The organism is Candidatus Merdisoma sp. JLR.KK011, assembly GCF_036941125.1.
In the GTDB taxonomy this organism is placed as follows: domain Bacteria; phylum Bacillota; class Clostridia; order Lachnospirales; family Lachnospiraceae; genus Laedolimicola.
Map to the genome: position 1 here is coordinate 1,261,582 of NZ_JAYWSZ010000003.1, position 25,365 is coordinate 1,286,946.

The window sequence follows — 25,365 nt, forward strand, 5'->3', positions numbered from 1 at the left end:
ACTGCCATGAAGCGAACCGCATCCCTTACCAGAAATACAAAAGAAACCCAGATATCTCTAACCCTCTGCCTGGACGGCTCGGGCAGCGGCGACATTGCTACGGGGGTAGGATTTTTTGACCATATGCTGAACGGCTTTGCCCGCCACGGGCTTTTTGATCTTACCTGCCATGTAAAGGGCGATCTGGAGGTGGACTGCCATCATACCATTGAGGATACGGGAATTGTGCTGGGGCAGGCCATCCGGGAGGCCGTAGGAGACAAGAAGGGCATGGTGCGTTTTGGAAGCTGCATCCTTCCTATGGACGAAGCTCTGGTGCTGTGCTCGCTGGATCTGTCAGGCAGGCCTTACTATGTATCCGATGCAGTATTTCCCACAGAACGGGTGGGGGACATGGATACCCAGATGGTCCGGGAGTTTTTCTACGCCCTTTCTTACAGCGCAGGTATGAATCTCCACTTTAAGCTGCTCTCCGGAGAGAACAGCCACCATATGATCGAAGGAATGTTCAAGGCATGTGCAAAGGCTCTGGATATGGCAGTTGCACTGGATCCGAGAATTGCAGACGTGTTATCAACGAAAGGAAGTTTGTAGAATGATGGAAAAGAATCGTGCAGTAATCTATCTGAATAAAAAGACAGCGGAAGAGGAGCAGGATCCGGCGGTTCTTGCAAGGTATTACAGCGACAACGGAGCAGAGGAGATCCTTGTCTTTGACTGCTCAGATACCGAGGCGGAACATGAGGCATCCATCGGCATGCTCAAGGAAATCTGCCGGGCGGCGGAGGTTCCGGTAAAGGCCGGGGGGCATATTGAGCGGACGGAGGATGTAAAGAAGTTTCTCTATGCCGGATGCTCAAAGGTGATTTTAAATTACGCCAAGCAGAGCAACATTGATCTCACAAAAGAGGTTTCAACGCGCTTCGGAAAAGAGAAAATCGCCGCCTCCGTGGACAGCTCCGATGTGGTGAGCGCCCCTGCCGCGCTGGCAGAGGAGTACGTAAGCGAGCTGATTTCCATGGAAGAGTTAAAGCCTTTCAAAGAACAGCTCCGTCCCCTGAACTGCAATATGGAATGGCCCGAGTTCAAGCTGGGCCCGGACGGCTTAGTTCCCGTTGTAGTCCAGGATTACCGGACAGACGAGGTTCTGATGGCAGCTTACATGAATGAAGAAGCCTTCCATAAGACCATCGAGACGGGGAAAATGACGTATTTCAGCCGCAGCCGTCAGAGCCTTTGGCTGAAAGGGGAGACCAGCGGCCATTATCAGTATGTGAAGGAGCTTCGGGTGGACTGCGACTGTGATACCATTCTGGCTAAAGTGTCCCAGACAGGGGCGGCCTGCCACACGGGAAACCATTCCTGCTTTTTCCATGAGATTGCAAAGACGGAATATCAGAACACCAATCCCTTGAAAGTGTTTGAGCATGTATACGGGATTATCGGGGATCGGAAGGCCCATCCCAAGGAGGGCTCTTATACAAACTACCTCTTTGATAAGGGAATTGACAAGATACTCAAAAAGATTGGCGAGGAATCGGCGGAGCTTATCATTGCAGCTAAGAATCCCAATCCCGAGGAAATCAAGTATGAACTGTCGGATCTTCTCTATCACGCCATGGTGCTTATGGTGGAGAGGGGCGTTACCTGGGAGGATGTTATCAGAGAGCTTGCGAACCGGTAGGCTTGCAGGCTTTGGCCGGGCAGACCGGAATGAACTTTGAGACATGTGAGTGGGAAAGGATACGGGATGGCTCCATTTAAGGATAGAAAAATACAAGGCGTACTTCTGATCTACGGCATCCTGGTAATTGCATTCCATCTCTTCTGGCTGCAGCTTGGAGAGGGGGATGACTCCTATTACCAGGCCTGCCTGGCTGAAGACGGGATTCTGACAATTCTTTTGGATCGCTGGAATGACTGGTCTTCCCGGAGCATCATTGAGGGGCTTCTGCTTCTGGTTGTGCAGCTGCCCTCCGGAGTGTGGGTGGTTCTGGATATTCTGGTATCCATGCTTATTGCAGTTCTTGTGGTGCGGTTTCTCTTTTACCGGGAGGCTGAGCATTCCGTCTCTGCGCCTCTGGCTGTATTTCTGCTGCTTTTGCTGCTTTCCTATGATTTCCGGGAACTGTCCTCGGCAGGATGGATCACGACTACCATCAATTACTGGTGGTCCCTGGCAGCCATTCTCATAGCCTTCTTACCCTTTACCTTTCCGGAAAAAAGCAGGGGAAGAAAATGGGCTTATGGGGCGGCTGTACCGGCGGCTGTGTTTTCCATCAACCATGAGCAGATCTGCCTGCTGGTTCTGACCATGGCCCTCTATATGGCGCTTCGGGATCTGGTTTTGAAGCGCAAGGCCTCCTGGTATGTATATCTGCTGCTGGTCTTTACCCTTGTGTCGCTGTACGGGATTCTTACCTGTCCGGGCAATGCCATACGAAGTGATTTCAGCGCGGATATGTGGTTTCCGGGCTATGCCGGCTTTCATCTGCTTCAGAAAGGGCTTCTGGGATGGTACGGCGTTCTTCTGACCCTGTACAAGGAAATGAACTGGACTTATGTGCTGCTCACCGGAGTGTTGTTTTTGACGGCGGCATCCAGGAAGCGGCGGCCTCTGGAACTTGTGATTGCAGGGCTTCCCCTGGCCTCCAATGCAGGTCTTCTGGCGCTCAAAGGGATTGCCCCTTACTGTAATATAGAGCTGGTTCACTATATTGTGAATATTTTTGAATTTGATCAGCCTGTGGTGTGGTATCAGGGCTCCCTTCCAAACAAGGCAAGGCTTCTGATGCTGATTTATACCGTCTGCTGCTTTTGCGTGGTTTATACCCTCTATCTTATCTGGGGATCCACGGAAAAATGCCTGGATATGATTGTGCTTCTGGCAAGCGCCGTTATTTCCAAGGCTAGTATGGGAATGTCCCCTACGGTTTGGATCTCCGTGGAGCGTACCAGTGTGTTTATGAACTACGGCTTTCTGTTTCTGGCTATGTTCTGCGCTCTGGAATGGAACAGGACGAGGGCGGTTTCCCGGCGGCATAGAGCAGCGTAACAGGGGCGTTCATATTTTTGTCCCGGCTTTCATAAGATCATACAAAGGTTACAATTCTGATTCGTTTATCAGAGTGAAACGTAACATAAGCTTCCAAAAGGGAGGAGATCTTATGGCAAAGGCACAAAAAGCAGGAGGGCAGTACCGACAGATGCTGCTGGCACAGCAGGGACACCAGACGGCCGAGACGGAGGAACCGGTAAGCTTTTTCCGTATCCGGTTTTACATCTGCCTCTGTCTCTTTCTCTGTTATGTGATTCTGGATTATACAAAGGCATCCGTTTATGAAGTGGACAGCGCCCGTATCTGTACGGAGGTCAGAAAGGATCTGACGGAAGATCTGGATCTTGCAGAAACCCTTGGCAAAGCCCTTGACAATATCTGGGTATCCGGGGAAGGGGAGGAAGCCCTGTCACCGTAAACGAAAGACTTTTACGAGTTATATTTTGAGGAGCATAAGAAAAGATTTATGAATAGAAGATGGAGCAGCCTTGGAAAAAAATATCGGATTTTCGTACTGGGAGCAATTGTTTTCTGGTTTCTGTCCTGTATGATAGTTACACCTGTGTACACGACTGTAGCATTGGAATTCGCAGAAGATCCCAGGGGCGAGGTAATCACAACCGTATATGCAGGCCCCAGGCAGCATGTTCGTCCTTCCGACGCCAGAAGCCGGGTGGTGAACAGCGGCACGGCACGGATCTCTTTTCTGGATGTCCGTTACGGAACTCACTGTTCCCTGAAGCGGATCGATCCCTTGGATCAGTCCTACACCGAGGGAACGCTGACGGTGGAACGGCTGACCGTCCGCCAGAACGGATTTCTGACCATAGATCTTACCGGGGAGGAGCTTCGGGAGTGCTTTACGGGAAATGAGCATGTGCAGTTTACGGACGAGACCGGCTTTACCTTTGCCGTTACGGGAGAGGATCCCCAGCTGCTTCCCAAGGAAAGCTTCTGTTCCTTGTACCGGCAGTTCCGGTTTCCGGTATTTTTTATGGGCTTTCTAGCGTCCTTAGGTGTCTGGGCGCTTCTGATTTTATTGTGCCGCTGGCTGTACCGGGAGTTTCGGGATGCTTCCGGCCTCCAGCGGTGGACAGGCTTTCTCTTTGCCGCCGGGCTTTTGGGCGCGGTTCTTATGTGTGTTTACACGGGGCTTCGGAGTCCCTTCTGGCTGAACCCGGATGAGTATGATGTGAAGGCGGCGGTTAATTATTATTTCACCCATTTTATGCCGCCGGACATCCGAAGCGATATCATTACAGACAGCTTTCCTGTGTATGGGACTTCCCGGCATTTTGAGTGGAATCTTTTTTACTTTTATGCCGGCAAGCTGGGACGTTTTTTTTCGGATCCGGCCGTTCAGATGCGGCTGTTCAGCCTGATTCTCTTTTCCGTTATGGCCGGAATTGTGCTTAAAAATATTCGTAAGCACTATTCCTTTTTGCTGATCCTTTTACTGACCCCGCAGGTATGGTATATTTTCAGCTATTCTACCTCGGACGCTCTGGATTTTTTTGCAGGCTTTCTAAGTCTGTATGAGCTTTTAGAGGATCATAGTATGCTGAACCGCCTGCTGAGGGAACCCTATCGCAGACGGCATCTGCTGTATTACGGGCTTTTAAGCATCTTGTTTGTGCATCTTTTTTGGGCAAAAGCATCCTTTTATCCTATCCTGGTCTTTTTATTCCTGATTCTTTTGATACGCCTTCTGCATCAGGAAAAGCAGGAGAGGGGGCTTTTGCTTCGCAAGTATCTGATTCTTGTGGGACTGACCCTGGGAATCTTTGTGGTGAGGTATCTTATCACGGATTATCCCTACTATGGCTTTAACAAACTTGGGGTTGTGATTGAGGTGACAGAGCTGCGGGCGGAATATGGCTATAAGCCCTCCACGCCTCCTATAGAACAGGCCTATTCCATGAGCTTTTTCGGAAAGGGCATTACTTTGGGACAGCTTCTGACACAGTTTGATTTTCACACGAATCTGTTCCGGACCTTTGCAGGCTTCTTTGGAACCTACACCTTTGGGGAAAGGGACTGGTATTATCTTGTTATGGGGATGTTGTACCTGGGTCTTCTTGGATGGATTACCTGGTGTTTTGTAAAGATGAAGGATCGGCAGAAGTGGCAGGAATACGGGGCGGCGGCTTTCTGCTGCTTCCTGCAGTACGCCCTGGTTGTATTTAACTCCTGGTTTATCGACTTCCAGCCCCAGGGACGTTATCTTCTGCCGGTGCTGTTCTTTATTTCCTATCTGGCGGCAAGGACGAAGGAGCCGGAAAAGGACAAGGTGATCCGGTGGATTTTGGTCTGTACCTGTCTGCTGTCCCTCTTTGCCTTCTGGCATGTGGGGGTTCCGAATCTGGTTCCCGACCGGGTGGTGCTGCCTTGACGGGGCTTGTTCCTGCGTGAATTGTAAAAAAGCAGTCTCATCAATCAATGGTGAGGCCGCTTTTAAAGTTATTTAAAATTCAATTCTTTGTCTACAGTCAGTACTTTTTTATACGGAGAATCTCAGCCTGTGCACACATTTCCTTATAATGATGGCTGTACACATATTTATTGCAAAAAATAAAGCAAAAAAAGTATAGGATATAAAAAACATATAAGGGTTCTGCCTGCTCAAAACTTTAATGAATATCATAATACAGATACTCATTAAATTGGCCTTACAAATAGACAAAGTCTCCGTTTTACCGGAGGAAGCCGGCTTTAAATCATATAGGTGATAGAGTTTATACAACAATAAATGTATAAAAATCAAGCACGTTAAAAGAGAACAAAAAAGAATAGATGGAATTTCTATGTAATAATTTATTAAAAATGTGTAGTGCAGATACCATGCCAAAGCAGAACTTGCACCAATTGTTATTCCGTCTGTTACATAGTAAACAATTCTAATTTTTTTATCCATACAGTGTGCCCCCTTGCACTGGTACAATGAATATTAAGTTATTGGCAGTCTGCCTTGCGTCCCCTTCTTTTTATTGCCCGTATTGCCCAGGCAATACAGGCAAATATCAAAAGCCACTCGCATATAATAAACATTTGTATAGGAATGTTAAATATGTTTCCTATTACAATCAGCACCATAAGAAATACAAAAAACAACCCTAATTTGAACATTAATCTGGGATTTGATGCAAGTCCCTTCTTTTCTTCACAGTCACTTTTTACCTGAACATTGTGATCCTCACGGAAATCCTCCTCGTTATCATTAACCAAATAATCTATTGACACTTTATATAAGATGCTCAGACATTTTAAATTGTCTATTGACGGGCTCGCATCTCCCGTTTCCCATCTTGAGACTGCCTGTCGAGATACATTTAATATTTCAGCCACCTTATAAAAGGGAAGGCTTGTCTCCTGGCAACCGCATGCGCTGGGGCGGATGTTTTAAGTTTGACTTGAAAAAGAGCAAAATTTTTCATATAATATAATAAATACAGGAGGTAACAAAAATGCCTGAAATAAGCCGTTTCTATGGTATTGTAATAAAAATGATATTTAAAGATAACGAAAAGCATCACAAACCACATGTTCATGTTTATTATGGTGAATATGAAGCATCTGTAGCTCTTGATGGTGAAATGTTAGAGGGTAAGTTACCATTAAAGCAATATAGAATGATATCTGGGTGGATGGCATTACATGAGGATGAATTGTATATGGCATGGAATAATGCAGTAAGAGAAAAGCCATTTTCTAAAATAGAACCGTTGAAATAGTCCAGCTAAGAAATATCAAGTATTCATTAAAATAGTTTCTGCTGGACGGTAAAGTCGAGGAGATGCACGATAGGAACTTTTAAGAGTGTCTTTTCGAATAAAGGTTTTTCTCATTACCGGTGCGTCGAAGCGATTTTACACTTTCGTGCTATCGCGCAGCGATTTAAATTAGGAGGCAGAAAATGTATATTATGAATGGTTTTGTTTATGGTGGAGAGCCTGCCGCAAGTATAGAAATATCTAGTGTAAAAGTATTAGATGATATGATTATGCTTGTATCATTTTCGACAGGTGAAAAACGGCTGTTTGATGCAACAATTTTACAAGGAGAAGTATTTGAACCTTTAAAAAAAGAGGATGTATTTAAAAATCCTGTTATAGATCATGGTGTGGTTACTTGGGATGATGGGAATATTGATTGTGCACCAGAATTTATGTATGATAATAGTTATGAATATTCAATGGTGATATAGATTCCTATACAACAGAATTTTGCGAAAATCTCTAAAGCACTAAATACAATTTTGGATTCAGTGAGTCCAAAATTCAACAGAAGCTATCTGGTCATTGCAGACGAACAGGGATTGCAGATGCCGCAGCGTGAGCCCTTCCAGATTGACATCGCTTTTGCGGTGGATGAGTTTGATTTCTTTAGCTAAGTACCGTAGGAGGATGGAAAGGTTTATGGAATATATAGCTTTTCATGAAAGAAATGATAAAGAATCTAACTCACCATTTGCTCTAAGAGGTGTTACGAAAAACATAATATGTATTGTGAGAACTATCATGCCAGCATATTTTTCAATAACGTTTGAACTGAATAAAGGCCGAGATGCTATTGACTCCTTTTGTAAAACCCTGATCCATTCCGGGCTTGTGTTTAAAAGTGGTTATTGGGGATTTGAAAATGATTCTTTTGATGATATTATCACATGGAATCAAAACAGATTAGATAAAAACTTTCAACTTGGATACACTGAGCACCATTCACATGATTATAAGCAAATGCTATTTGACTATTTTAATTTTTCCGAAGTCAGATTATTTGTTATGAATAACAGAAAAGAACGTACATTTTCTTTTGAATTAATCGTTCCTGACCAAGAATCCCTGGTGTAACTTTTATTCTGGCATTTTTCTCTGTCCCTGCAGAGCGTGCCATATGTCCGTTCTGCCCGTCAAAGATTTTTTCAGCCGTTAAACTGCGCCTCTTATTTTGACTGCACAAAAAAAGTAGATTCATTTGGCCTCCATAGATTCCAATCCTATTTTATATCCGGCAAAAATTAAATGTCTTTTGCTGCTCAATTCAATCGATGACCCGGCATATCCGTATTCTAGGGCAAAATATTTTTTAACTAATCGAAAGATAATTTGGAACTAAGTATTTTTCTATGTATGGCAGGCGTTCTTTGTTATTCATTTCTTTCCTTCTCCTATACTATTCTATCGGCATTTTCATTTTCAAATTTAATCATCGTTTATTTCCCTATTTGCAAATATATCGAAAATAAGCAACCGTTACGCATGTTTTGTCCGCAGGATTGACTTTTTTTAACAAAGCTTATATACTGAATAAAGTAAGAGGCTGCTGCAAAAGTTCACAGGCGTTTGCAGCAGCCTTTTTCAAAGGAATGATGAAGGATGAAGATGTATGAAAAAACTGGCTCTTGACGATACCATATTATTGAAAATAGAAAAGCCGGCCCGCTATCTGGGAAATGAGATCAATGCCGTGCAGAAGGACAAGTCCCGGATTGACGTGCGGTTCTGCATGTGCTTTCCAGACGTCTATGAGATCGGCATGTCCCATCTGGGAATCCAGATTCTCTACGATATGTTTAACCAGAGGGAGGATGTATGGTGCGAACGCGTCTACTCCCCCTGGGTGGATCTGGATCAGGTAATGCGTGAGAAGAAGATACCCCTCTTTGCCCTGGAATCCCAGGATCCAGTGAAGAGCTTTGATTTTCTGGGGATTACCCTCCAGTATGAAATGTGCTATACCAATGTGCTGCAGATTCTGGATCTGAGCGGCATTCCCCTCTTTGCCAGGGAGCGGGGGGAGGAGGATCCCATTGTAATCGGAGGAGGCCCCTGTGCCTGCAATCCCGAGCCCCTGGCGGATTTCTTCGATCTCTTTTACATCGGCGAGGGCGAGACCTCTTATTATGCTTTGATTGATGCATACAAGGAGCATAAGAAGGCGGGAGGAAGCCGGAAAGAATTTCTCTTGAAGGCTTCACAGATTCCAGGCATCTATGTACCGTCGCTTTATACAGTGACATACCATTCTGACGGAACCATTGCTTCCATGGAGCCGGAAAGTCCCTTGACGCCTTCCAAGGTACAGCGGCAGGCCGTAACCGATCTGACCCATACCTTTTACCCGGAAAAACCTCTGGTTCCCTTCATTAAGGTAACCCAGGACCGGGTGGTGCTGGAGATTCAAAGAGGCTGCATCCGGGGCTGCCGTTTCTGTCAGGCCGGAATGCTCTACCGGCCCACAAGGGAACGGGATTTGGAAATGCTGAAGGAGTCCGCCAAGAAGATGCTGAAAGCCACCGGCCACGAGGAGATCTCCTTAAGCTCCCTAAGCTCCAGCGACTATTCAAGGCTTCCGGAGCTGGTGACATTTTTGCTGGAGAGCTTCGGCGCAGAGGGGGTCAATATTTCCCTGCCTTCCCTGCGGATTGACGCCTTTTCCCTGGATGTGATGAGCAAGGTACAGGATATCCGCAAAAGCAGCCTTACCTTTGCGCCGGAGGCAGGCTCTCAGCGGCTTCGGGACGTGATTAACAAAGGTCTTACGGAGGAAGTGATTCTGGAGGGCGCAGGCGCGGCCTTTGAAGGCGGCTGGAATAAGGTGAAGCTCTACTTTATGCTGGGACTTCCCACCGAGACGGAGGAAGATCAGAAGAGCATTGCATGGCTGGCCGAAAAGATTGCAAAGCGTTATTACGAGATCCCAAAGGATCAGAGGAACGGAAAATGCCAGATTACCGTCAGCACCTCTTTCTTTGTACCAAAGCCCTTTACGCCTTTCCAGTGGGCCAGGATGTGCACACGGGAGGAATTTCTGGATAGGGCCCATAGGGTGAATATGGAGATTAAAGACCAGTTAAACCGGAAAAGCATCAAGTATAACTGGCACGAGGCAGATGTGACGGTGCTGGAAGGAGTGTTTGCAAGGGGCGACCGAAGGCTTTCAAGCCTGCTTCTTAAGGCCTATGAGAAGGGCTGTCTCTTTGATTCCTGGACGGAAAGCTTTCACAATGAGCGGTGGATGGAGGCTTTTACCGAGACCGGGACGGATCTTTCCTTCTACATCACAAGGGAGAGGAAGCCGGAGGAGGTCTTCCCCTGGGACTTTATTGACAGCGGCGTTACAAAGAAGTTCCTTTACCGGGAGTGGGAGAAGGCAAGGGAAGAGCAGGTTACGCCTAACTGCCGCATGCAGTGCCAGGGATGCGGCGCAGGACGGTATCAAAGCGGTGTCTGCCTAGAGCGCAGTTAAAAATTCATTCCCGGCACTGCACCTAAGATACGATAAAGAAACGAATTATAAGAAAACGAGGATCTGAACGTTATGAAAATCCGGATTAAATTCCGAAAATTCGGAGTTATGAAATTTATCGGCCATCTGGACGTGATGCGCTATTTTCAGAAAGCTATCCGCAGGGCCGGAATCGATATCTGTTATTCCGAGGGCTTTAGCCCCCACATGATTATGTCCTTTGCATCGCCTCTTGGCGTAGGGCTTACCAGCAGCGGAGAATATCTGGATATTGAAGTGAGAGAGGCCTGCTCCTCAAAGGATGCCCTGCAGCGTCTGAATTCCGTGATGGCGGAAGGAATGGAGGTTGTCTCCTTCCGGAAAATCGCCGACGGGAAAGCCTCCAACGCCATGGCTCTTACGGCAGCTGCCGACTATGAGGTACGGTTTCGGGAAGGCTGCGCCCCGGCGGAGGGATGGCAGGAGGACTTTGACCGGTTCTGCAGCCTGGAATCAGTCCAAGTAATAAAAAAATCAAAAAAAGGGGAACGGGAAGTGGACATCCGCCCTCTGATCTACCGGATAGAACGGCGTGAGGACTGCATCTTTATGCAGACAGCAGCCGGAAGCGCCCGGAATCTGAAGCCGGAGCTGGTAATGGAAGCATTTGCTGCCTGGGCCGGCCTTTCGTTCCCGGAATTTGCGTTTCTGGTACACAGGCTGGAGCTCTATGGAAACACAGGGACAGAAGAGCAGCGCAAGCTGGTATCCCTGGAGTCTCTTGGGGAAGAGCTTTACTTAGGCCAGGCTTGAATTCTATTTTGATTCTTTGGGAGCATGGATATGGAACAGAACGGAACATTTATCATTACGAGACAAAGGCAAGAGGAGCAGGAGCTGATTGTGTCAGCCTATTATGAGGATGGGAAGGCTGTGGAGCTGTCCTGCTTCTGTCCGGAAGAGACAGAGCTTCTTGGCAGCATTTACATCGGAAAAGTGAAGAATATTGTGAAAAATATTGAAGCCGCCTTTATCGAAATTGAAGGTGGGATCCTCTGTTATTATTCCCTTAGGGAACAGGAAGAGCCTCTTTACATCAAGGAGAAAACAGGGAGCAGGCTGTCCCCGGGAGACGAGCTTTTGGTGCAGGTAAACCGGGAAGCAGTAAAAACCAAGGCCCCGGCCGTTACCTGCAATCTGAATTTTCCGGGAAAATACCTGGTGCTGACTACGGGGGAAAAAAAGCTGGGGCTTTCGTCAAAGCTTTCCAAAGAGGAAAAGGAGCGGCTTCGGGTCATTGCAGAGCCTTTTCTGACCGGGGAATTCGGCGTCATAGTGCGGACCAATGCAGCCCAGGCGCCGGAAGAACTTCTTCGGGAAGAATTTGAGCGTTTAAGCAGTATTTGCCGCAAGGTTCTGACCGCTGGAAAGCATCAGAGCTGCTTTTCCAGAGTTTACCGGGAGCCTCCGGCTTATGCCGCTGGGATCCGCAGTCTGAAAAAAGAATCGCTTTCCCGGATTATAACGGACGATCTTGAGATTTACGAGACCCTCTCCGAGTATCTTTTGACATATCAGCCGGAAGATCGGGGAAAGCTTCGTTTTTATACGGAGGAAAGCCCTGACTTAAACCGGCTCTACAAAGTTGCTTCTTCCTTAAAAGCAGCCTTACAGGAACGGGTGTGGCTGAAATCCGGGGCCTACCTTATCATTCAGCCAACGGAAGCCCTGACGGTCATTGACGTGAATACGGGAAAGTACGACGGCCGTGGAAAGTCCCGGGAAACCTTCCTGCGCATCAATCTGGAGGCAGCCAGAGAGACTGCCCGCCAGCTTCGTCTTCGGAATCTGTCCGGGATCATTGTGGTGGACTTCATTGATATGGAGGAGGAGGCAGACAAGAAGGCGCTGATGGAGCTTTTGGAGCAGGAGCTTTTAAAGGATCCGGTAAAAACCGTCCTGGTTGACATGACGCCCTTAGGCCTTGTGGAGATCACCCGGAAAAAGGTGCGGAAAACTTTGAAAGAACAGGCAAAAGCCGGAAAAATAATGCTTGACAATTTCAAGCCCACATGCTAATCTGTTAAGGATGCCGCACAGTGGGGTAAAAGTATGTGCTTTTTTAAAGAAAATGCATGTCACCGAAGCTGGCGAGTAATGATAATAGGAGGTGCCATATGTACGCAATTATTGCAACAGGTGGTAAACAGTACAAAGTATCCGAGGGCGATGTTATCAGAGTGGAAAAGCTCGGCGCGGAGGCTGGTTCAAAGTATAAGTTTGATCAGGTTCTCGCAGTGGGCGGAGACACCTTGACAGTTGGAACCCCCACCGTGGCTGGAGCAACTGTTACCGCATCTGTAGTCGGTGACGGAAAAGGCAAGAAAGTCATCGTTTACAAGTACAAGAGAAAAAGCGGATATCACAAGAAGAACGGCCACAGACAGCAGTACACAGAAGTTAAGATCGAGAAGATCTCTGTGAGAAAGCCGCGGGCAAAGAAGGCTGTTGAAGAAGCTGAGACAGAAGCAGCGGTATAAGTCGTTATGATTACAGTTACCATATATAAGAATTCCGGTCAGTATCAGCGATTTTCCGTAGAGGGACATGCAGGCTACGCCCAGGAGGGCTTTGATATCATCTGTGCCGCAGCCAGCGCTCTGACGGTGAACACGGTAAATTCCATTGAGCGGTTTACCGGAGACAGACTTGTGGCGGAGGAGAAAAACGGATTTCTCACCTGCCAGTTTGAAGCTCCCCTGTCTTCACAGGCGGCGCTTCTGATGGATTCCATGGTGCTAGGCTTAACAGACGTACAGAATAACTATGGAAAGCAATATATCAGATTGATCTTCAAGGAGGTGTAAGACCATGTTACAGATGAACCTTCAGTTGTTTGCACATAAAAAAGGTGTAGGTTCTACCAAGAACGGCAGAGATTCCGAGTCAAAGCGTCTTGGCGCAAAGAGAGCAGACGGACAGTTTGTAAAGGCCGGCAACATTCTTTACCGGCAGCGCGGAACCAAGATTCATCCGGGAGTGAATGTAGGCCGCGGAGGAGACGATACCCTGTTTGCACTGACAGACGGGATTGTCCGGTTTGAAAGAAAAGGAAGAGATAAGAAACAGGTTTCTATCGTTCCGGTAGCAGCAGAATAGTTACTGTTCACTTCGTGCCCAGTAACGCAGAATAAGTCGGATGAGGCTTCAAGTCGATAGATTTGAAGCCTCTTTTAAATCAGAAAGGTATTTTCATGTTTGCAGACAGAGCGAAAATATGGATCCGCTCCGGCAAAGGCGGAGACGGCCATGTAAGCTTCCGCCGGGAGCTCTACGTTCCCAACGGCGGCCCAGACGGCGGAGACGGCGGTAAGGGCGGCGATGTGATTTTTGAGGTAGACGAGGGACTCAACACCCTCTACGATTACCGTCATAAGCGGAAATTCAAGGCCGGAGACGGAGAAGAAGGCGGAAAACGACGCTGCCACGGAAAAAACGGCGGTGATATCATATTAAAGGTTCCCGAAGGAACCGTAGTCAAAGACGCAGAAAGCGGGAAAGTCATAGCCGACATGTCCGGCAGCAACCGGCGTCAGGTGATACTGAAAGGAGGCCTTGGAGGAGCGGGCAACCAGCACTTTGCCACTTCCACCATGCAGGTCCCCAAATATGCAAGACCTGGCCAGCCGCCCCAGGAGCTGGAAGTCCTTCTGGAACTGAAGGTAATTGCAGACGTAGGCCTGGTAGGCTTCCCCAATGTGGGAAAGTCCACCCTCCTGTCCCGTGTCACCAACGCTCAGCCCAAGATCGCCAATTACCATTTTACCACCCTGAATCCCAATCTGGGTGTCGTGGATCTGGAGGGCGGCGGTTTTGTCATAGCCGATATCCCAGGCCTGATTGAAGGCGCCTCCCAGGGCGTAGGCTTAGGCCACGAATTCCTGCGCCACATCGAACGGACCCGGGTCATCATCCATCTGGTAGACGCCGCATCCACAGAAGGCCGGGATCCCGTAGCCGATGTGTACGCCATCAACCAGGAACTGGCCGCCTACAGCGAAGAAATAGCCGCCAGGCCCCAGGTAATAGCCGCCAACAAAATAGACGCCATATACGAAGGCGGCGAAAAAAGCCCCATTGACCGGCTGAAAGAAGAGTTCGAACCAAAAGGTATCCGTGTACTCCCCATCTCAGCTGCCGCCGGGACAGGCCTAAAAGAGCTTCTCTATCATACCAGAGAGCTTCTTAACAGCGCCAGCCAGGAGCCCATCGTATTTGAGCAGGAATTCTTCCCGGAAGAAATGCGCATAGACGAACAGCTTCCTTACACGGTAGAAAAATCCGATGAAGAAGAGGGTGTATTCATTGTAGAAGGCCCCAAAATTGAGAAGATGCTAGGCTACACAAACTTAGACTCCGAAAAAGGCTTCGTATTCTTCCAAAACTTCCTAAAAGACACAGGCATCCTGAAAGAACTAGAAGCAGCCGGAATTCAGGAAGGCGACACCGTAAAAATGTACGGCTTAGCCTTCGAATACTTCCGCTAGCCAAGGAAATCACATCCAGCACAAAAGGAGATTCTACAGATGACAAGCAAACAAAGGGCTTATCTAAAAAGCCTGGCCATGACCATGGATCCCATTTTCCAGATTGGAAAATCCTCCGTAACGCCAGAGCTGACAGCAGCCATCCTAGAGGCGCTGACCGCCAGAGAGCTAATCAAAGTAAGCGTCCTGCAAAACTGCGCCGACGATCCCAGAACAATCGCAGAAACAATCGCAGAGCGCACCCATTCCCAGGTAGTACAGGTAATCGGAAAAAAAATCGTACTCTACAAAGAGGGCAAGGATGACAAAAAACGGATTGAACTGCCCCGGTAAAGGGGAAAAGCGAAAAAAAGTAGGAATCCTGGGAGGAACCTTTGATCCCATTCACACAGGCCATCTGATCCTGGCAGAGACAGCCTTCGAGTCCTTCCGGCTTGATTATGTTCTGATTATGCCAAACGGCAATCCTCCCCACAAGCCCGGCCAGGTTCATGCATCCATGGCACAGCGCACCCGCATGGCAGAGCTGGCCTCCGGTGACAACGAGCATTTGAAAGTGTCAGATTTTGAAAAAACACCCCAGGATTATCATTATACCTATGAGACACTGGAGTTCCTGGTGCAGGAGCATCCGGATACGGATTACTATTTTATATTGGGAGCCGACTCCCTGGTTCACTTCCACACCTGGATGGAGCCAGGCCGGATCTGCAAGTGCTGCCGGATACTGGCGGCTGCAAGAGACCGCATGGAGATTCAGGAGCTTCGGGGCCATATAGAACGCTTAAAAGAAGAGTTCGGCGCCGTAATCGAGCCCCTGGAGACACCGAACATTGACATTTCCTCCAATATGCTCCGGGAACGGGTGCAGAAAGGCAAAAGCATCCGCTACTACGTGCCGGAAGCCGTGGAAGCCTATATCCGGGAACAAAATTTATATTGCGAAAACCACAGGAAATGAGGCATTCGTATGAAAAATTATGATATGAAAGCTTATCAGAAAAAATTGAAGCATGAGATGGATGAAGGGCGTTATCAGCATACCCTGGGCGTGATGTATACCTGTGCAGCCCTTGCCATGCGCTATGAATACGACATCCAGAAAGCCCAGCTTGCAGGACTGCTTCACGACTGCGCCAAATGCATTCCCAACGGAAAGAAGCTGAAGCTCTGTGAGAAGCATAACATCCAGATGACAGAGACAGAGCGCAGAAATCCTTTTCTGCTTCACGCAAAGCTTGGGGCGTTTCTGGCCATGGATCAGTATGGGATAACGGATAAGGAGATTATCAGCGCCATTTTAAATCATACCACAGGAAAGCCCAACATGTCACTTTTAGATAAGATTGTCTATGTAGCTGATTATATAGAGCCAAAGCGAAACAAAGCAGAGAATCTGCCGGAAGTGCGCAAGCTGGCCTTTGTAGATCTTGATAAGGCCCTGTACCGGATTCTCTCAGATACCTTGGGCTATCTGGACAAGGGATCCGGAGAGATTGACGAGATGACCGTGAAAGCCTATGAATACTACCGCTCAGCGCAAGAGGCGTTATGATACGAGCGGAAGCGCTGCGGTACTGGAATAAGAAAGCGAGGAACTTTTATGACACTGAAGCATTCAAAGGAAATGGCAAAGAGAGCCTGTCAGGCCTTAGAGGATAAGAAGGCAAAGGATGTACGCATTCTGGATATCTCCGAAGTCAGCGTGCTTGCGGACTATTTTCTCATTGCAAGCGGCTCCAACCGGAACCAGGTTCAGGCAATGGTGGACAATGTGGAGGAGGAGCTTCACAAGGCCGGCTTTGATCCCAGGCAGATAGAGGGTTACCATACAGCCAATTGGGTTCTTCTGGACTACGGCGATATCATCATCCATGTCTTTGACGAGGAAAACCGCCTTTTCTACGATCTGGAACGTATCTGGAGGGACGGCGCTCTGATAAAAGCGGAAGACTTGGATGCATAAAGCCTTGGCACGGCAGTTACTACAGCATTTAACAGTCCAGCTAAGAAATGTCAAGTGTTTTTGAAAAATAATTTCTGCAGCTTTACCCTTTAGTGCCGTCGCACAGCGACTTTTATAGGAGGAAGTTACCAATGATATTGACAGGAGCAGTCGTGAATGCACTTGCCGTATTCGCAGGAAGCGCAGTGGGCCTTCTGCTGAAAAAAGGCTTTCCGGAACGGATGGGGGATTCCATTATGAAAGGCCTTTCCCTCTGTGTCATTTACATCGGCATCAGCGGAGCCTTTGAGGGAGAAAATGTGCTGATAGCCATTGTGTCCATGGCAGGCGGAACAGTGATTGGAGAGCTCCTTAACTTAAATGAGCGCATGGAGCAGCTGGGAGAGTGGATCCAGAATAAATTTCAGTCCAAAGACAGCAAGGTATCTGTAGCAGAGGGCTTTGTCACCAGCAGCCTCTTGTTCTGCACAGGCGCTATGACCATCGTAGGCTCCCTTCAGAGCGGCTTGTCCCTGGATCACAGTACCCTCTTTGCAAAATCCCTGATTGACGGGATAGCAGCCGTGGTTCTGGCCTCAAGCCTGGGCTTCGGCGTTCTCTTTGCCGGCATTTTCTGTCTCGTGTATGAGGGAGGGCTGGCGCTGTGCGCCCAGTTTATCGGGCCCTTTTTGACAGACTCTGTGATCCATGAAATGACCTGCGTGGGTTCCCTGCTGATTATAGGAGTGGCCATCAACATGCTCTTTAAAAATAAGATCTGCGTTATGAATTCTATACCGGCTGTGTTTCTGCCGATTCTTCTTTGCAGATTTATGTAATGCAGCCTTCAAAATCATAAGACCAATTGCGTCGGATGTTATATGGAATAAGGGGGTACAAATGGGTAAAATTTTAAACGTAACACAGGTAACGGACAACCGTTTCTTAAACATGTATGATCTGGATGTGGAGGACAAGAACGGAAACCGCCATTCCTACCAGGTAGCGTCCAGAGCCCGGCATAAGGAAGCCTTGAAGCTCTCCACAGGGGAAAACAAGCCTGACGGAGTGATTATCTATGCCCTTTACGGCGAGAAGCAGGAGCAGGTGGTCTTGATCCGGCAGTACCGTTACAGCATCGGCACGTATATCTATGAATTCCCGGCCGGCCTGGTAGACGAGGGCGAGGATTTCCATGCTGCCGGTATCCGGGAGCTTTGGGAGGAAACAGGACTTACCTTTCATCCCATAGAGACAGATCCCATCTATTCCAAGCCTTATTTTACCACCATTGGCATGACGGATGAGGCCTGCGCCGCTGTCTACGGAACGGCAGAGGGGGAGATCTCGAAAAAGGGGCAGGAGGAGACGGAGGAGATCGAGGTTGTCCTTGCAGACCGGAAGGAGGTTCTGCGGATACTGAAGGAAGAGCATGTATCTCTTATGTGTGCTTATATGATGATGCATTTTCTCCATGACGATCCCAAAAAGCCCTTTGGTTTTCTGGAAGGCTGCAAAGTATAAAAAACAAGGGGCTGTCAGAAAATATGATATCAGAAAAGCCTGATGTCATATTTCCCGACAGCCCCGGTACTTTTTGTACTATAGTTTGTGTTATTTAAAAAAGCGCATAACGCCAAACACCTTGCCGAGAATCTGACAGTCCGGAACGATGATGGGTTCCATAGAATCGTTCTCCGGCTGAAGGCGGATGTGGTCGGCTTCCCGGTAAAAGGTCTTGACCGTGGCGGAATCATCCACAAGAGCCACCACCATATCCCCGTTCCGGGCAGTCTGGCGCTGTTCCACCAGAATCGTGTCCCCGTCAAAGATGCCGGCATTGATCATGGAATCTCCCTGTACTTTCAGTATAAAGCACTGTTCATTGGGCATAAGCTCCATGGGAATGGGGAAGTAGGACTCTACGTTCTCAACTGCAAGAATGGGCTGTCCTGCTGCCACCCGGCCGACAATAGGCACATTGACAACCTCACGGCGCACCAGATTGAAATTATCGTCTATGATCTCAATGGCCCGGGGCTTAGTGGGGTCGCGGCGGATATAGCCGTTTTTCTCCAGAGTCTCGAGATGGGAATGTACCGAGGAGGTGGACTTCAGTTCCACGGCCTCGCAGATATCCCGAACGGAGGGCGGATAGCCCTTGTTCAGAATCTGTGACTTAATATATTCTAAAATTTCTGTCTGCTTCTTGGAAATCTTGCCATAGGGCATATAATGTATCCTCCTTCACTCTGATTCTGTGATTAACCTTCCAACTGGGTCTAGTATAACATATGTTCGAAAAAAATGCAAACAAATGTTTTGAAAGTTTGTTCTTAACCTTTGGAAAAGTATTACAAATTATTCCTTTTTTCTCTGCGCAGCTTAATAAATTCTGTGTTTTGCAGAGGAAATCTGCATTTTTGCCATTGCATAACAAACACAAAATGTTGTATAATGAGTATAAGAAAAACCCCATAAAAGGGGTTTCATTGCGGTTTTGCAAAAAAATAAGGAATACGGCAAAGGAGGATTTTTTTCATGGACGCCCAGTTTGAATGGCAGGAGGAGTTTGTTATCGGTGTGGACAGCATCGATAAAGAACACCAGCGACTTTTTAAGATTATCAACAAGCTTTTCAGAATGAAGGAAGAGGAAAAAAACAATCAATGGGCATGCCAGGAAGGAATTAAGTTTTTTAAAGGGCATGCGGTGAAGCATTTTGCAGAAGAAGAAGCGTATATGACATCCATCGGATACGAGGGGCTGGAGCAGCACAGGCGGATACATAAGGGATTTCGCGAGAATACCCTTCCGGCTCTGGAGCATGAGCTGGAGCAGTCAGGTTATACAGAGGATACGGTGGATCATTTTCTCGGCGTCTGCGCCGGCTGGCTGATTGGCCACACCCTGACGGAGGATATGGCTATAGTAGGAAAGAAGATTCGGAAATGGGAGAATCTTCTGCCCGGTGAAGAGCTTGCGGCCATGAAGAAGGTGATTGTTCAGCTTGTATTTGACATGTTCCATTTGGAATCCCAGATGATCAGTGATGCCTACAACGGTGAAAAGTTCGGAAGAGGCGTTTACTACCGCATGGTTTACGGAGCTGGGAAGGAAGATCAGAAGCAGGAGATTATTCTTGTATTTGAGGAGAAGCTTATTATCAACACTGTGGGAAAGGCTATGGGGCTCCAGACCAATAAGCTGGAGAGCAAGCTGATCCATGCCACCCGGTATACGGCGCAGCAGTTTGTCGGGCGGATACTGGAGCATTTCCCAACGACTGAGGACTATAAGCTGAAGGAAGAGAACCTTCTGTCCTATGAGGAATTCCGAAAGATCTTTGAGAGCGAAAAGCTCCAGGCCAGCCTTTTATTTAACACAGGCGCCGGATATTTTTCCTACTGCGTCATCGCGCCTCATCTCCTGGAAAACGGCGTGGGGACGCCCATCGGGGAGGATAATGCCTTGACTGAGGTGGAAGAGTACCTGATGAAGCGGGAGGAACAGGAGATCATAAATCAAAAGCCGAAGATCCTGGTGGTAGACGACTCGCTGACTATCCGGGAAGGAATGCGTCAGCTTCTGGGAGAAGACTATGAGATTGCGGTTGCCGAATCCGGTGTAGCCGCTATCCGGACCATTACCCTGAATCAGCCGGATCTGGTGCTTTTGGATTATGAGATGCCCGTCTGTGACGGAAGACAGACACTGGAGATGCTCCGCTCTGAGAAGGCATTCGAGGATATTCCGGTTATTTTCCTTACAGGAAGAAGGGATCCGGAGAGTATGATCAAGGTGATGCCCTTAAAACCGGCCGGATATCTGATCAAGGGCTCAAAGCCGGCAGAGATTAAGAAGGAAATCGATGCCTTTTTTGAAAAGAAAAATGCAAAAAAATAGAAGTACAGCGAAGGGGTTGTAGGAAAATACAACCCCTTTCTAAAACGGAAAAGCGGAAAATCCGCCGGCACACAAGCATATGAATACACAGAGGAGACACAAAAAATGGAAATACGTCATTCAGCAATAGCGGATATTCCCCTTATTATGGAACTGTATCGACACGCACGGCAATTTATGAAGGAGCACGGAAATCCCAATCAATGGGGCCCCGCAAACTGGCCGCCAGAGGAACTGATACGTTCGGACATCACAGAGGGCAATAGTTATGTGTGCGTCTGCGGCGGACAGATTGCGGGGACATTTTTCTATTGCCAGGGAAAGGATATTGAGCCTGCTTACCAGGTGATAGAGGACGGCGCATGGCTGGATGAGAGCCCTTACGGCGTTGTTCACCGGGTGGCATCCAGCGGTTCTGTAAAAGGAGTCGGAAGCTTCTGCCTGGAATGGGCTTTTCGGCAGAGCGGCGGTCATTTACGCATAGACACCCACAGCGACAATCTTGTGATGCAGAACCTATTAAAGAAATGCGGCTTTGTCCACTGCGGAACGATTTATGTGGAGGAGGATTCCTATCCGAGACTGGCCTATGAAAAGCTTGGAACATCTCCGAAGGAATAGTTCGGTAATGTGATACATAGCTTACGCCCTTATTTTTATATGGCAAATCTGCAGGAAAATACACATTTGCCATAGGTTACATACGATTCAAAAGGAGAAAGCCATGTACAAATGCCCAAATTGCGCCGGAAATCTAACTTTTGACATCGCCAGTCAAATGCTGCGCTGCACCTACTGCGAGACGAGGATAGATCCCTACGGCTGCCGCCGGGAAAAGGACGCAGAAGAAAGGGAATCTCCCTTAGGAGAATACGAGGCGACCATATTCTCCTGCCCCCAGTGCGGCGCCGAACTGATCAGTGAGGATACCACGGCCGCTACCTTCTGCAGCTTCTGCGGCGCCTCCACCATATTAGACAGCCGCGTGAGCCTGGAACGGCGTCCCGGTTCCATCATTCCATTTACCAGGACAAAGGAAGACTGCCGGGCGGCTTACGGAAAAATGCTGCGCCGGGCCTGGTTCGCCCCAAAAGAATTGAAGGACGAAACACTGATCGAAAAATTCAGAGGCATCTACATGCCTTACTGGGTCTATTCCTTTGAAAAAAAGGAGCGTATCCAGTTCCCCGGCGCACACACCTATCGAAGCGGAGACTATCTGATCACGGAACACTACCGGCTGGACTGCCGGGTAGACGCAGAATACAGCGGCCTGGCCTATGACGCCTCAGCCTCCTTTTCGGACAGTCTCAGCGAAGCCATTGCACCTTTTGACCTAAAGCAGAAAAAGGCCTTCACCCCTTCCTTTTTAAGCGGCTTTTATGCCGATACCCGTGATGTGGAGGCGGAGGTCTATCTTAGCGACGCAGAGGAGTTTGTTCTTAAGGATGCCTGCAGCACGCTGGCAAGGGAGCCGGTATGCAGAAATTACGGAGCAGGCCGGGGAGAGACGCAGTATGCCTTGAAAAATGCCCTGCGCCCTTCTGGCAGCAGTGCGGAGCTTGCCCTGCTGCCGGTCTGGTTTTTGTCCTGCCGAAACGGCGACCGGGTCAGCTATGCGGTGGTAAACGGCCAGACAGGAAAGGCAGCGGCGGATCTTCCTGTAGATAAAAAGCGGTATCTGCTCGGTTCTCTGCTACTGGCGGTCCCCCTGTTTTTCTGGCTGAATCTTAATTTCACCATTATCCCAGGGAAGCTCCTGATGATTGCAGCCTTATTGGCATTTCTCTGCATTGTCATCTCCAACAGCCAGATTACGCATATTCTGGCCAGGGAGTCGGGAGAGGATGACAAAGGGGTTTTAAGTAAAAGCCGGACACTCGAACGGCCCCTTCCCGAATGGGCCGTAAAAAAGCGTACCAGAGGCCTGTTAGGCCCTTTGGAAAAGATGCTTATTACGGCGGCAGCGGTTTTGGGAATTACATTGCTCCTTCCCATGCTTTTTGCTATGCTGGGCGGTGTGGGAGCGGGGATTGGCTCCCTATTGACCGTCTTTCTGCCGATCCTAATCTTCACGGCAGCTTTTCGTGCCCTTGGTGCGGGGAACCGGTACAAAGGAGGGCGCACTTCCAGGAAAAAGCCTTTTTTAGGCGGACATTTCAAGGAAAAATGGCCCATTCTTATGAAGCCCCTGGCTGGTATCCTTCTTGCTCTTATGATTCTTATATGGAATCCGGTTTCCGACTGGTTTTATTACATAGGAGCCTTCGTGTGTATGGGAACAGTGCTCTGGGCAATTATGGATATCATCCGGCAGCATAACCTGCTGACCACCCGGAAGCTTCCACAGCTTGGCAGACGGGGAGGTGATGAGATTGGATAACGCATTGTACAGAAAGAATAACCAAAGACGGCTTCGGCTCCTTCCTGTTCTTGGGACTTTCCTCATCCTTTGCAGTATGATGCTGTCTTTTGAAATGCCGAAATGTTACGGGAAAGAACCGGATGAGACCCAGAAGCTTTATGAAAATTCCGATACCGGCTGCCGGATTGTAGTGGAGGATGAGGCAGAGCTGCTTACCGAGGAAGAACGCCTGGAGCTTTTGGAAGAGATGAAGAAGATTACCGCCTACGGAAATGCCGCATTTCTCACTGTAGACAGGAATGACGGCAGTACCGAGGAGCTGGCCCGGAGTTATTACCGGAAGCAGTTTGGAACGGACAGCGGAACCGTATTTCTGATTGATATGGATAACCGCAATATCTGGATTCACAGCGACGGCGGCATCTATCAGGTAATAACGGCCGCCTATGCCAATACCATAACGGACAATGTATACCGCTATGCCTCCAGGGAAGATTATTACGGCTGTGCCAGGGAAGCATTCCGGCAAATCCAGGCATTGCTTGAGGGTCAGAAGATAGCCCAGCCCATGAAATACATCAGCAATGCCCTTTTGGCCATGATCCTTGCCCTCCTTGGGAATTTCGGGCTTATTATCTTCTTTACCCGATTGAGAAAGCCAAGAGAGGACGCCATTCTTGCTGATATCCACAGAAAGCTTCATTATTCCGGTATTGTGGGCACCTACACCCACCAGACACAGATTTACGATCCGGTGTCCAGAGGAAGCGGAGGAGGCGGAAGAAGCGGCGGCGGTGGAGGGGGAGGAGGCGGAAGAAGCGGCGGTGGCGGCGGACACAGCTTTTAAAGGCCGGGAAGGATGGAAATGAGAGTAAAAACATACAGGGAGCACCTTGGGCATGTGCTGAAGCTAAGTATTCCGGCTATTCTTGCCCAGATAAGCTCCATTATTATGCAGTACATTGACGCGGCAATGGCCGGAAGCCTTGGAGCGGAGGCCACTGCGGCCATCGGCCTTGTTGCTAGTACCACCTGGCTGTTCGGAGGGCTCTGCATGGCAGCGGCAGCCGGATTTTCCGTACAGACAGCGCAGCTTATCGGCGCGGGAGAACAGGAAGGGGCGCGCCGGGTTTTGCGCCAGGGGCTTTTATGTACCTTTCTCTTTGGCCTGGCTCTTGCTGCTGTCGGAATCAGTATCAGCTCTTTTCTTCCCCTGTGGCTGGGGGGAGAAGGAGATACGGCCCGGAATTCCTCCCGTTACTTTTTGATCTATGCCTGTGCCCTTCCTGCCGTGCAGCTTCGCCATCTGGCTGGAAATATGCTTCAGTGCAGCGGAGATATGCGCACCCCCAGCCGCCTGAATATTCTCATGTGCTTTCTGGATGTGTTTTTCAACAGTCTGTTGATCTTCCCGGCCAGGCAGCTTCTTATATCCGGTTTTGCGATCCCCATACCGGGAGTGGGACTTGGCGTGGTGGGCGCAGCGCTTGGGACGGCGGTTTCGGAGCTTATCACCGCATTTCTTATGCTGTATGCAGTCTGCTTCCGCTCTAAGAGCCTGCGTCTTGAGCCTCACGGCTCATGGCGGCCGGAAGGGAAATGCTTAAATATCTCCTTCCGCCTGGGGCTTCCCATGGCTCTGGAGCATACGATTCTCTGTGGTGCGCAGATCATGGGAACCCGGATTGTGGCGCCCCTTGGAACGGTAGCCGTGGCGGCCAATTCCCTGGGTGTGACGGCGGAAAGCCTCTGCTACATGCCGGGCTACGGAATCGGAGCTGCGGCCACAACGCTGGTGGGACAGAGCATCGGAGCAGGAGATGAGAAGCTTGCAAAGGATTATGCCCGGCTTTGTGTACTCTTTGGCATGGCAGTTATGACGTGTACCGGAGGGCTGATGTTCCTGGGCGCTCCATGGATGTTTTCCCTGCTGACGCCCGATCCGGCTATCCGGCTTCTGGGAACAAGGGTCTTGCGCATTGAGGCATTTGCGGAGCCTATGTTTGCAGCCTCTATTGTGGCGGCCGGGGCGCTGCGCGGAGCCGGAGACACCTTGATCCCAAGCATTCTGAATCTGGCAAGCATGTGGGGCGTCCGCATTACCCTGTCCCTGCTTCTGGCTCCCCGTCTGGGACTTGCCGGAGTATGGCTTGCCATGTGCGTCGAGCTGTGCGTCCGGGGAGTACTCTTTCTGATCCGGCTTTTTCGTGGAAAATGGCTGACCGGACGGCTGGTTTGAAAATCTCTTGTAAAATTCTCTGAAACGGAGTACAATACCTCCTATATCTAAAACATATGTGCAGAAATCTACACCTCT

At 48.8% G+C, this 25,365-nt stretch carries 29 protein-coding genes; 27 read left to right on the forward strand and 2 right to left on the reverse strand.

What is annotated here, in order from left to right:
• The first annotated feature begins 6 nt into the window (after nucleotides 1–6).
• The 5 genes from hisB (at nucleotide 7) to VV089_RS07100 (ending at nucleotide 5,450) form a co-directional block, all read left to right on the forward strand.
• Nucleotides 7–594 carry an imidazoleglycerol-phosphate dehydratase HisB gene (hisB, locus tag VV089_RS07080; protein ID WP_172540937.1) on the forward strand — a complete coding sequence of 196 codons (588 nt, stop codon included), beginning with the start codon at nucleotides 7–9 and terminating at the stop codon, nucleotides 592–594.
• 1 nt (nucleotide 595) lies between these two features.
• Entirely contained in the window at nucleotides 596–1,684 is a 1,089-nt protein-coding gene (gene hisIE / locus VV089_RS07085; protein WP_334335406.1) for a bifunctional phosphoribosyl-AMP cyclohydrolase/phosphoribosyl-ATP diphosphatase HisIE, read from the forward strand.
• A 66-nt stretch (nucleotides 1,685–1,750) separates the two neighbouring features.
• A complete protein-coding gene (locus tag VV089_RS07090; protein ID WP_334335407.1) occupies nucleotides 1,751–3,055 on the forward strand; it encodes a DUF6056 family protein in 1,305 nt (434 codons plus the stop codon).
• A gap of 112 nt (nucleotides 3,056–3,167) precedes the next feature.
• Entirely contained in the window at nucleotides 3,168–3,476 is a 309-nt protein-coding gene (locus VV089_RS07095) for a hypothetical protein (RefSeq protein ID WP_172540939.1), read from the forward strand.
• A 48-nt stretch (nucleotides 3,477–3,524) separates the two neighbouring features.
• Nucleotides 3,525–5,450 (forward strand): hypothetical protein, encoded by a 1,926-nt coding sequence (locus VV089_RS07100; RefSeq protein WP_334335408.1) that lies wholly within the window; start codon nucleotides 3,525–3,527, stop codon nucleotides 5,448–5,450.
• Nucleotides 5,451–6,010: 560 nt separating this feature from the next.
• On the opposite strand, the gene VV089_RS25205 is transcribed toward VV089_RS07100, so the two are convergent.
• On the reverse strand, nucleotides 6,011–6,403 hold the full coding sequence (locus VV089_RS25205) for a helix-turn-helix domain-containing protein (RefSeq protein WP_442891494.1): 393 nt from the start codon (nucleotides 6,401–6,403) through the stop codon (nucleotides 6,011–6,013).
• A 119-nt stretch (nucleotides 6,404–6,522) separates the two neighbouring features.
• On the opposite strand from VV089_RS25205, the gene VV089_RS07105 reads away from it, so the two are divergent.
• The 17 genes from VV089_RS07105 (at nucleotide 6,523) to VV089_RS07185 (ending at nucleotide 18,301) form a co-directional block, all read left to right on the forward strand.
• Nucleotides 6,523–6,789 (forward strand): DUF4160 domain-containing protein, encoded by a 267-nt coding sequence (locus VV089_RS07105; RefSeq protein WP_172540941.1) that lies wholly within the window; start codon nucleotides 6,523–6,525, stop codon nucleotides 6,787–6,789.
• Between the two features lie 182 nt (nucleotides 6,790–6,971).
• Nucleotides 6,972–7,262 (forward strand): DUF2442 domain-containing protein, encoded by a 291-nt coding sequence (locus VV089_RS07110; RefSeq protein ID WP_172540942.1) that lies wholly within the window; start codon nucleotides 6,972–6,974, stop codon nucleotides 7,260–7,262.
• Nucleotides 7,263–7,313: 51 nt separating this feature from the next.
• Nucleotides 7,314–7,448, forward strand: a complete 135-nt coding sequence (locus tag VV089_RS07115) for a hypothetical protein (RefSeq protein ID WP_334335409.1) — start codon at nucleotides 7,314–7,316, stop codon at nucleotides 7,446–7,448.
• 25 nt (nucleotides 7,449–7,473) lie between these two features.
• On the forward strand, nucleotides 7,474–7,908 hold the full coding sequence (locus VV089_RS07120; protein WP_172540943.1) for a hypothetical protein: 435 nt from the start codon (nucleotides 7,474–7,476) through the stop codon (nucleotides 7,906–7,908).
• 535 nt (nucleotides 7,909–8,443) lie between these two features.
• Complete coding sequence (locus VV089_RS07125) at nucleotides 8,444–10,306, forward strand: TIGR03960 family B12-binding radical SAM protein (protein ID WP_334335410.1); 1,863 nt, start codon at nucleotides 8,444–8,446, stop codon at nucleotides 10,304–10,306.
• A 72-nt stretch (nucleotides 10,307–10,378) separates the two neighbouring features.
• The gene (locus tag VV089_RS07130; RefSeq protein ID WP_334335412.1) at nucleotides 10,379–11,098 is read left to right on the forward strand and encodes a TIGR03936 family radical SAM-associated protein; all 720 of its coding nucleotides are present in this window, start codon (nucleotides 10,379–10,381) and stop codon (nucleotides 11,096–11,098) included.
• Nucleotides 11,099–11,128: 30 nt separating this feature from the next.
• A complete protein-coding gene (locus tag VV089_RS07135; protein WP_334335413.1) occupies nucleotides 11,129–12,364 on the forward strand; it encodes a ribonuclease E/G in 1,236 nt (411 codons plus the stop codon).
• 98 nt (nucleotides 12,365–12,462) lie between these two features.
• The gene (gene rplU / locus VV089_RS07140) at nucleotides 12,463–12,825 is read left to right on the forward strand and encodes a 50S ribosomal protein L21 (RefSeq protein WP_172540947.1); all 363 of its coding nucleotides are present in this window, start codon (nucleotides 12,463–12,465) and stop codon (nucleotides 12,823–12,825) included.
• Between the two features lie 6 nt (nucleotides 12,826–12,831).
• Nucleotides 12,832–13,152, forward strand: a complete 321-nt coding sequence (locus tag VV089_RS07145; RefSeq protein WP_172540948.1) for a ribosomal-processing cysteine protease Prp — start codon at nucleotides 12,832–12,834, stop codon at nucleotides 13,150–13,152.
• 4 nt (nucleotides 13,153–13,156) lie between these two features.
• Nucleotides 13,157–13,444 carry a 50S ribosomal protein L27 gene (gene rpmA / locus VV089_RS07150; protein WP_087306297.1) on the forward strand — a complete coding sequence of 96 codons (288 nt, stop codon included), beginning with the start codon at nucleotides 13,157–13,159 and terminating at the stop codon, nucleotides 13,442–13,444.
• Nucleotides 13,445–13,539: 95 nt separating this feature from the next.
• Nucleotides 13,540–14,832 carry a GTPase ObgE gene (gene obgE, locus VV089_RS07155; protein WP_172540949.1) on the forward strand — a complete coding sequence of 431 codons (1,293 nt, stop codon included), beginning with the start codon at nucleotides 13,540–13,542 and terminating at the stop codon, nucleotides 14,830–14,832.
• A 39-nt stretch (nucleotides 14,833–14,871) separates the two neighbouring features.
• Complete coding sequence (gene yhbY, locus VV089_RS07160; protein ID WP_334335414.1) at nucleotides 14,872–15,165, forward strand: ribosome assembly RNA-binding protein YhbY; 294 nt, start codon at nucleotides 14,872–14,874, stop codon at nucleotides 15,163–15,165.
• Entirely contained in the window at nucleotides 15,134–15,793 is a 660-nt protein-coding gene (gene nadD / locus VV089_RS07165) for a nicotinate-nucleotide adenylyltransferase (protein WP_172540951.1), read from the forward strand. The genes yhbY and nadD overlap by 32 nt, the downstream gene beginning before the upstream one ends.
• Before the next feature lie 9 nt (nucleotides 15,794–15,802).
• Nucleotides 15,803–16,387 carry a bis(5'-nucleosyl)-tetraphosphatase (symmetrical) YqeK gene (gene yqeK, locus VV089_RS07170; RefSeq protein ID WP_334335415.1) on the forward strand — a complete coding sequence of 195 codons (585 nt, stop codon included), beginning with the start codon at nucleotides 15,803–15,805 and terminating at the stop codon, nucleotides 16,385–16,387.
• A 48-nt stretch (nucleotides 16,388–16,435) separates the two neighbouring features.
• Nucleotides 16,436–16,798, forward strand: a complete 363-nt coding sequence (rsfS, locus tag VV089_RS07175; protein WP_172540953.1) for a ribosome silencing factor — start codon at nucleotides 16,436–16,438, stop codon at nucleotides 16,796–16,798.
• Between the two features lie 131 nt (nucleotides 16,799–16,929).
• Nucleotides 16,930–17,616: a DUF554 domain-containing protein gene (locus tag VV089_RS07180; RefSeq protein WP_334335416.1), complete on the forward strand. Its 687-nt coding sequence runs from the start codon at nucleotides 16,930–16,932 to the stop codon at nucleotides 17,614–17,616.
• A 61-nt stretch (nucleotides 17,617–17,677) separates the two neighbouring features.
• Nucleotides 17,678–18,301 carry an NUDIX hydrolase gene (locus tag VV089_RS07185; RefSeq protein WP_334335417.1) on the forward strand — a complete coding sequence of 208 codons (624 nt, stop codon included), beginning with the start codon at nucleotides 17,678–17,680 and terminating at the stop codon, nucleotides 18,299–18,301.
• A gap of 90 nt (nucleotides 18,302–18,391) precedes the next feature.
• Here the strand turns inward: VV089_RS07185 and lexA are convergent, their stop codons facing one another.
• Nucleotides 18,392–19,009 carry a transcriptional repressor LexA gene (lexA, locus tag VV089_RS07190; protein ID WP_334335418.1) on the reverse strand — a complete coding sequence of 206 codons (618 nt, stop codon included), beginning with the start codon at nucleotides 19,007–19,009 and terminating at the stop codon, nucleotides 18,392–18,394.
• Nucleotides 19,010–19,318: 309 nt separating this feature from the next.
• Between lexA and VV089_RS07195 the strand changes: the two genes are divergently transcribed.
• The 5 genes from VV089_RS07195 (at nucleotide 19,319) to VV089_RS07215 (ending at nucleotide 25,287) form a co-directional block, all read left to right on the forward strand.
• A complete protein-coding gene (locus VV089_RS07195; protein WP_334335419.1) occupies nucleotides 19,319–20,683 on the forward strand; it encodes a hemerythrin domain-containing protein in 1,365 nt (454 codons plus the stop codon).
• A 105-nt stretch (nucleotides 20,684–20,788) separates the two neighbouring features.
• Nucleotides 20,789–21,304, forward strand: a complete 516-nt coding sequence (locus tag VV089_RS07200; RefSeq protein WP_334335420.1) for a GNAT family N-acetyltransferase — start codon at nucleotides 20,789–20,791, stop codon at nucleotides 21,302–21,304.
• 103 nt (nucleotides 21,305–21,407) lie between these two features.
• A complete protein-coding gene (locus VV089_RS07205) occupies nucleotides 21,408–23,066 on the forward strand; it encodes a hypothetical protein (protein WP_334335421.1) in 1,659 nt (552 codons plus the stop codon).
• Nucleotides 23,059–23,895, forward strand: a complete 837-nt coding sequence (locus VV089_RS07210) for a TPM domain-containing protein (RefSeq protein ID WP_334335422.1) — start codon at nucleotides 23,059–23,061, stop codon at nucleotides 23,893–23,895. The genes VV089_RS07205 and VV089_RS07210 overlap by 8 nt, the downstream gene beginning before the upstream one ends.
• An 18-nt stretch (nucleotides 23,896–23,913) precedes the next feature.
• Nucleotides 23,914–25,287 (forward strand): MATE family efflux transporter, encoded by a 1,374-nt coding sequence (locus VV089_RS07215; RefSeq protein ID WP_334335423.1) that lies wholly within the window; start codon nucleotides 23,914–23,916, stop codon nucleotides 25,285–25,287.
• The last annotated feature ends 78 nt before the right edge of the window (nucleotides 25,288–25,365 follow it).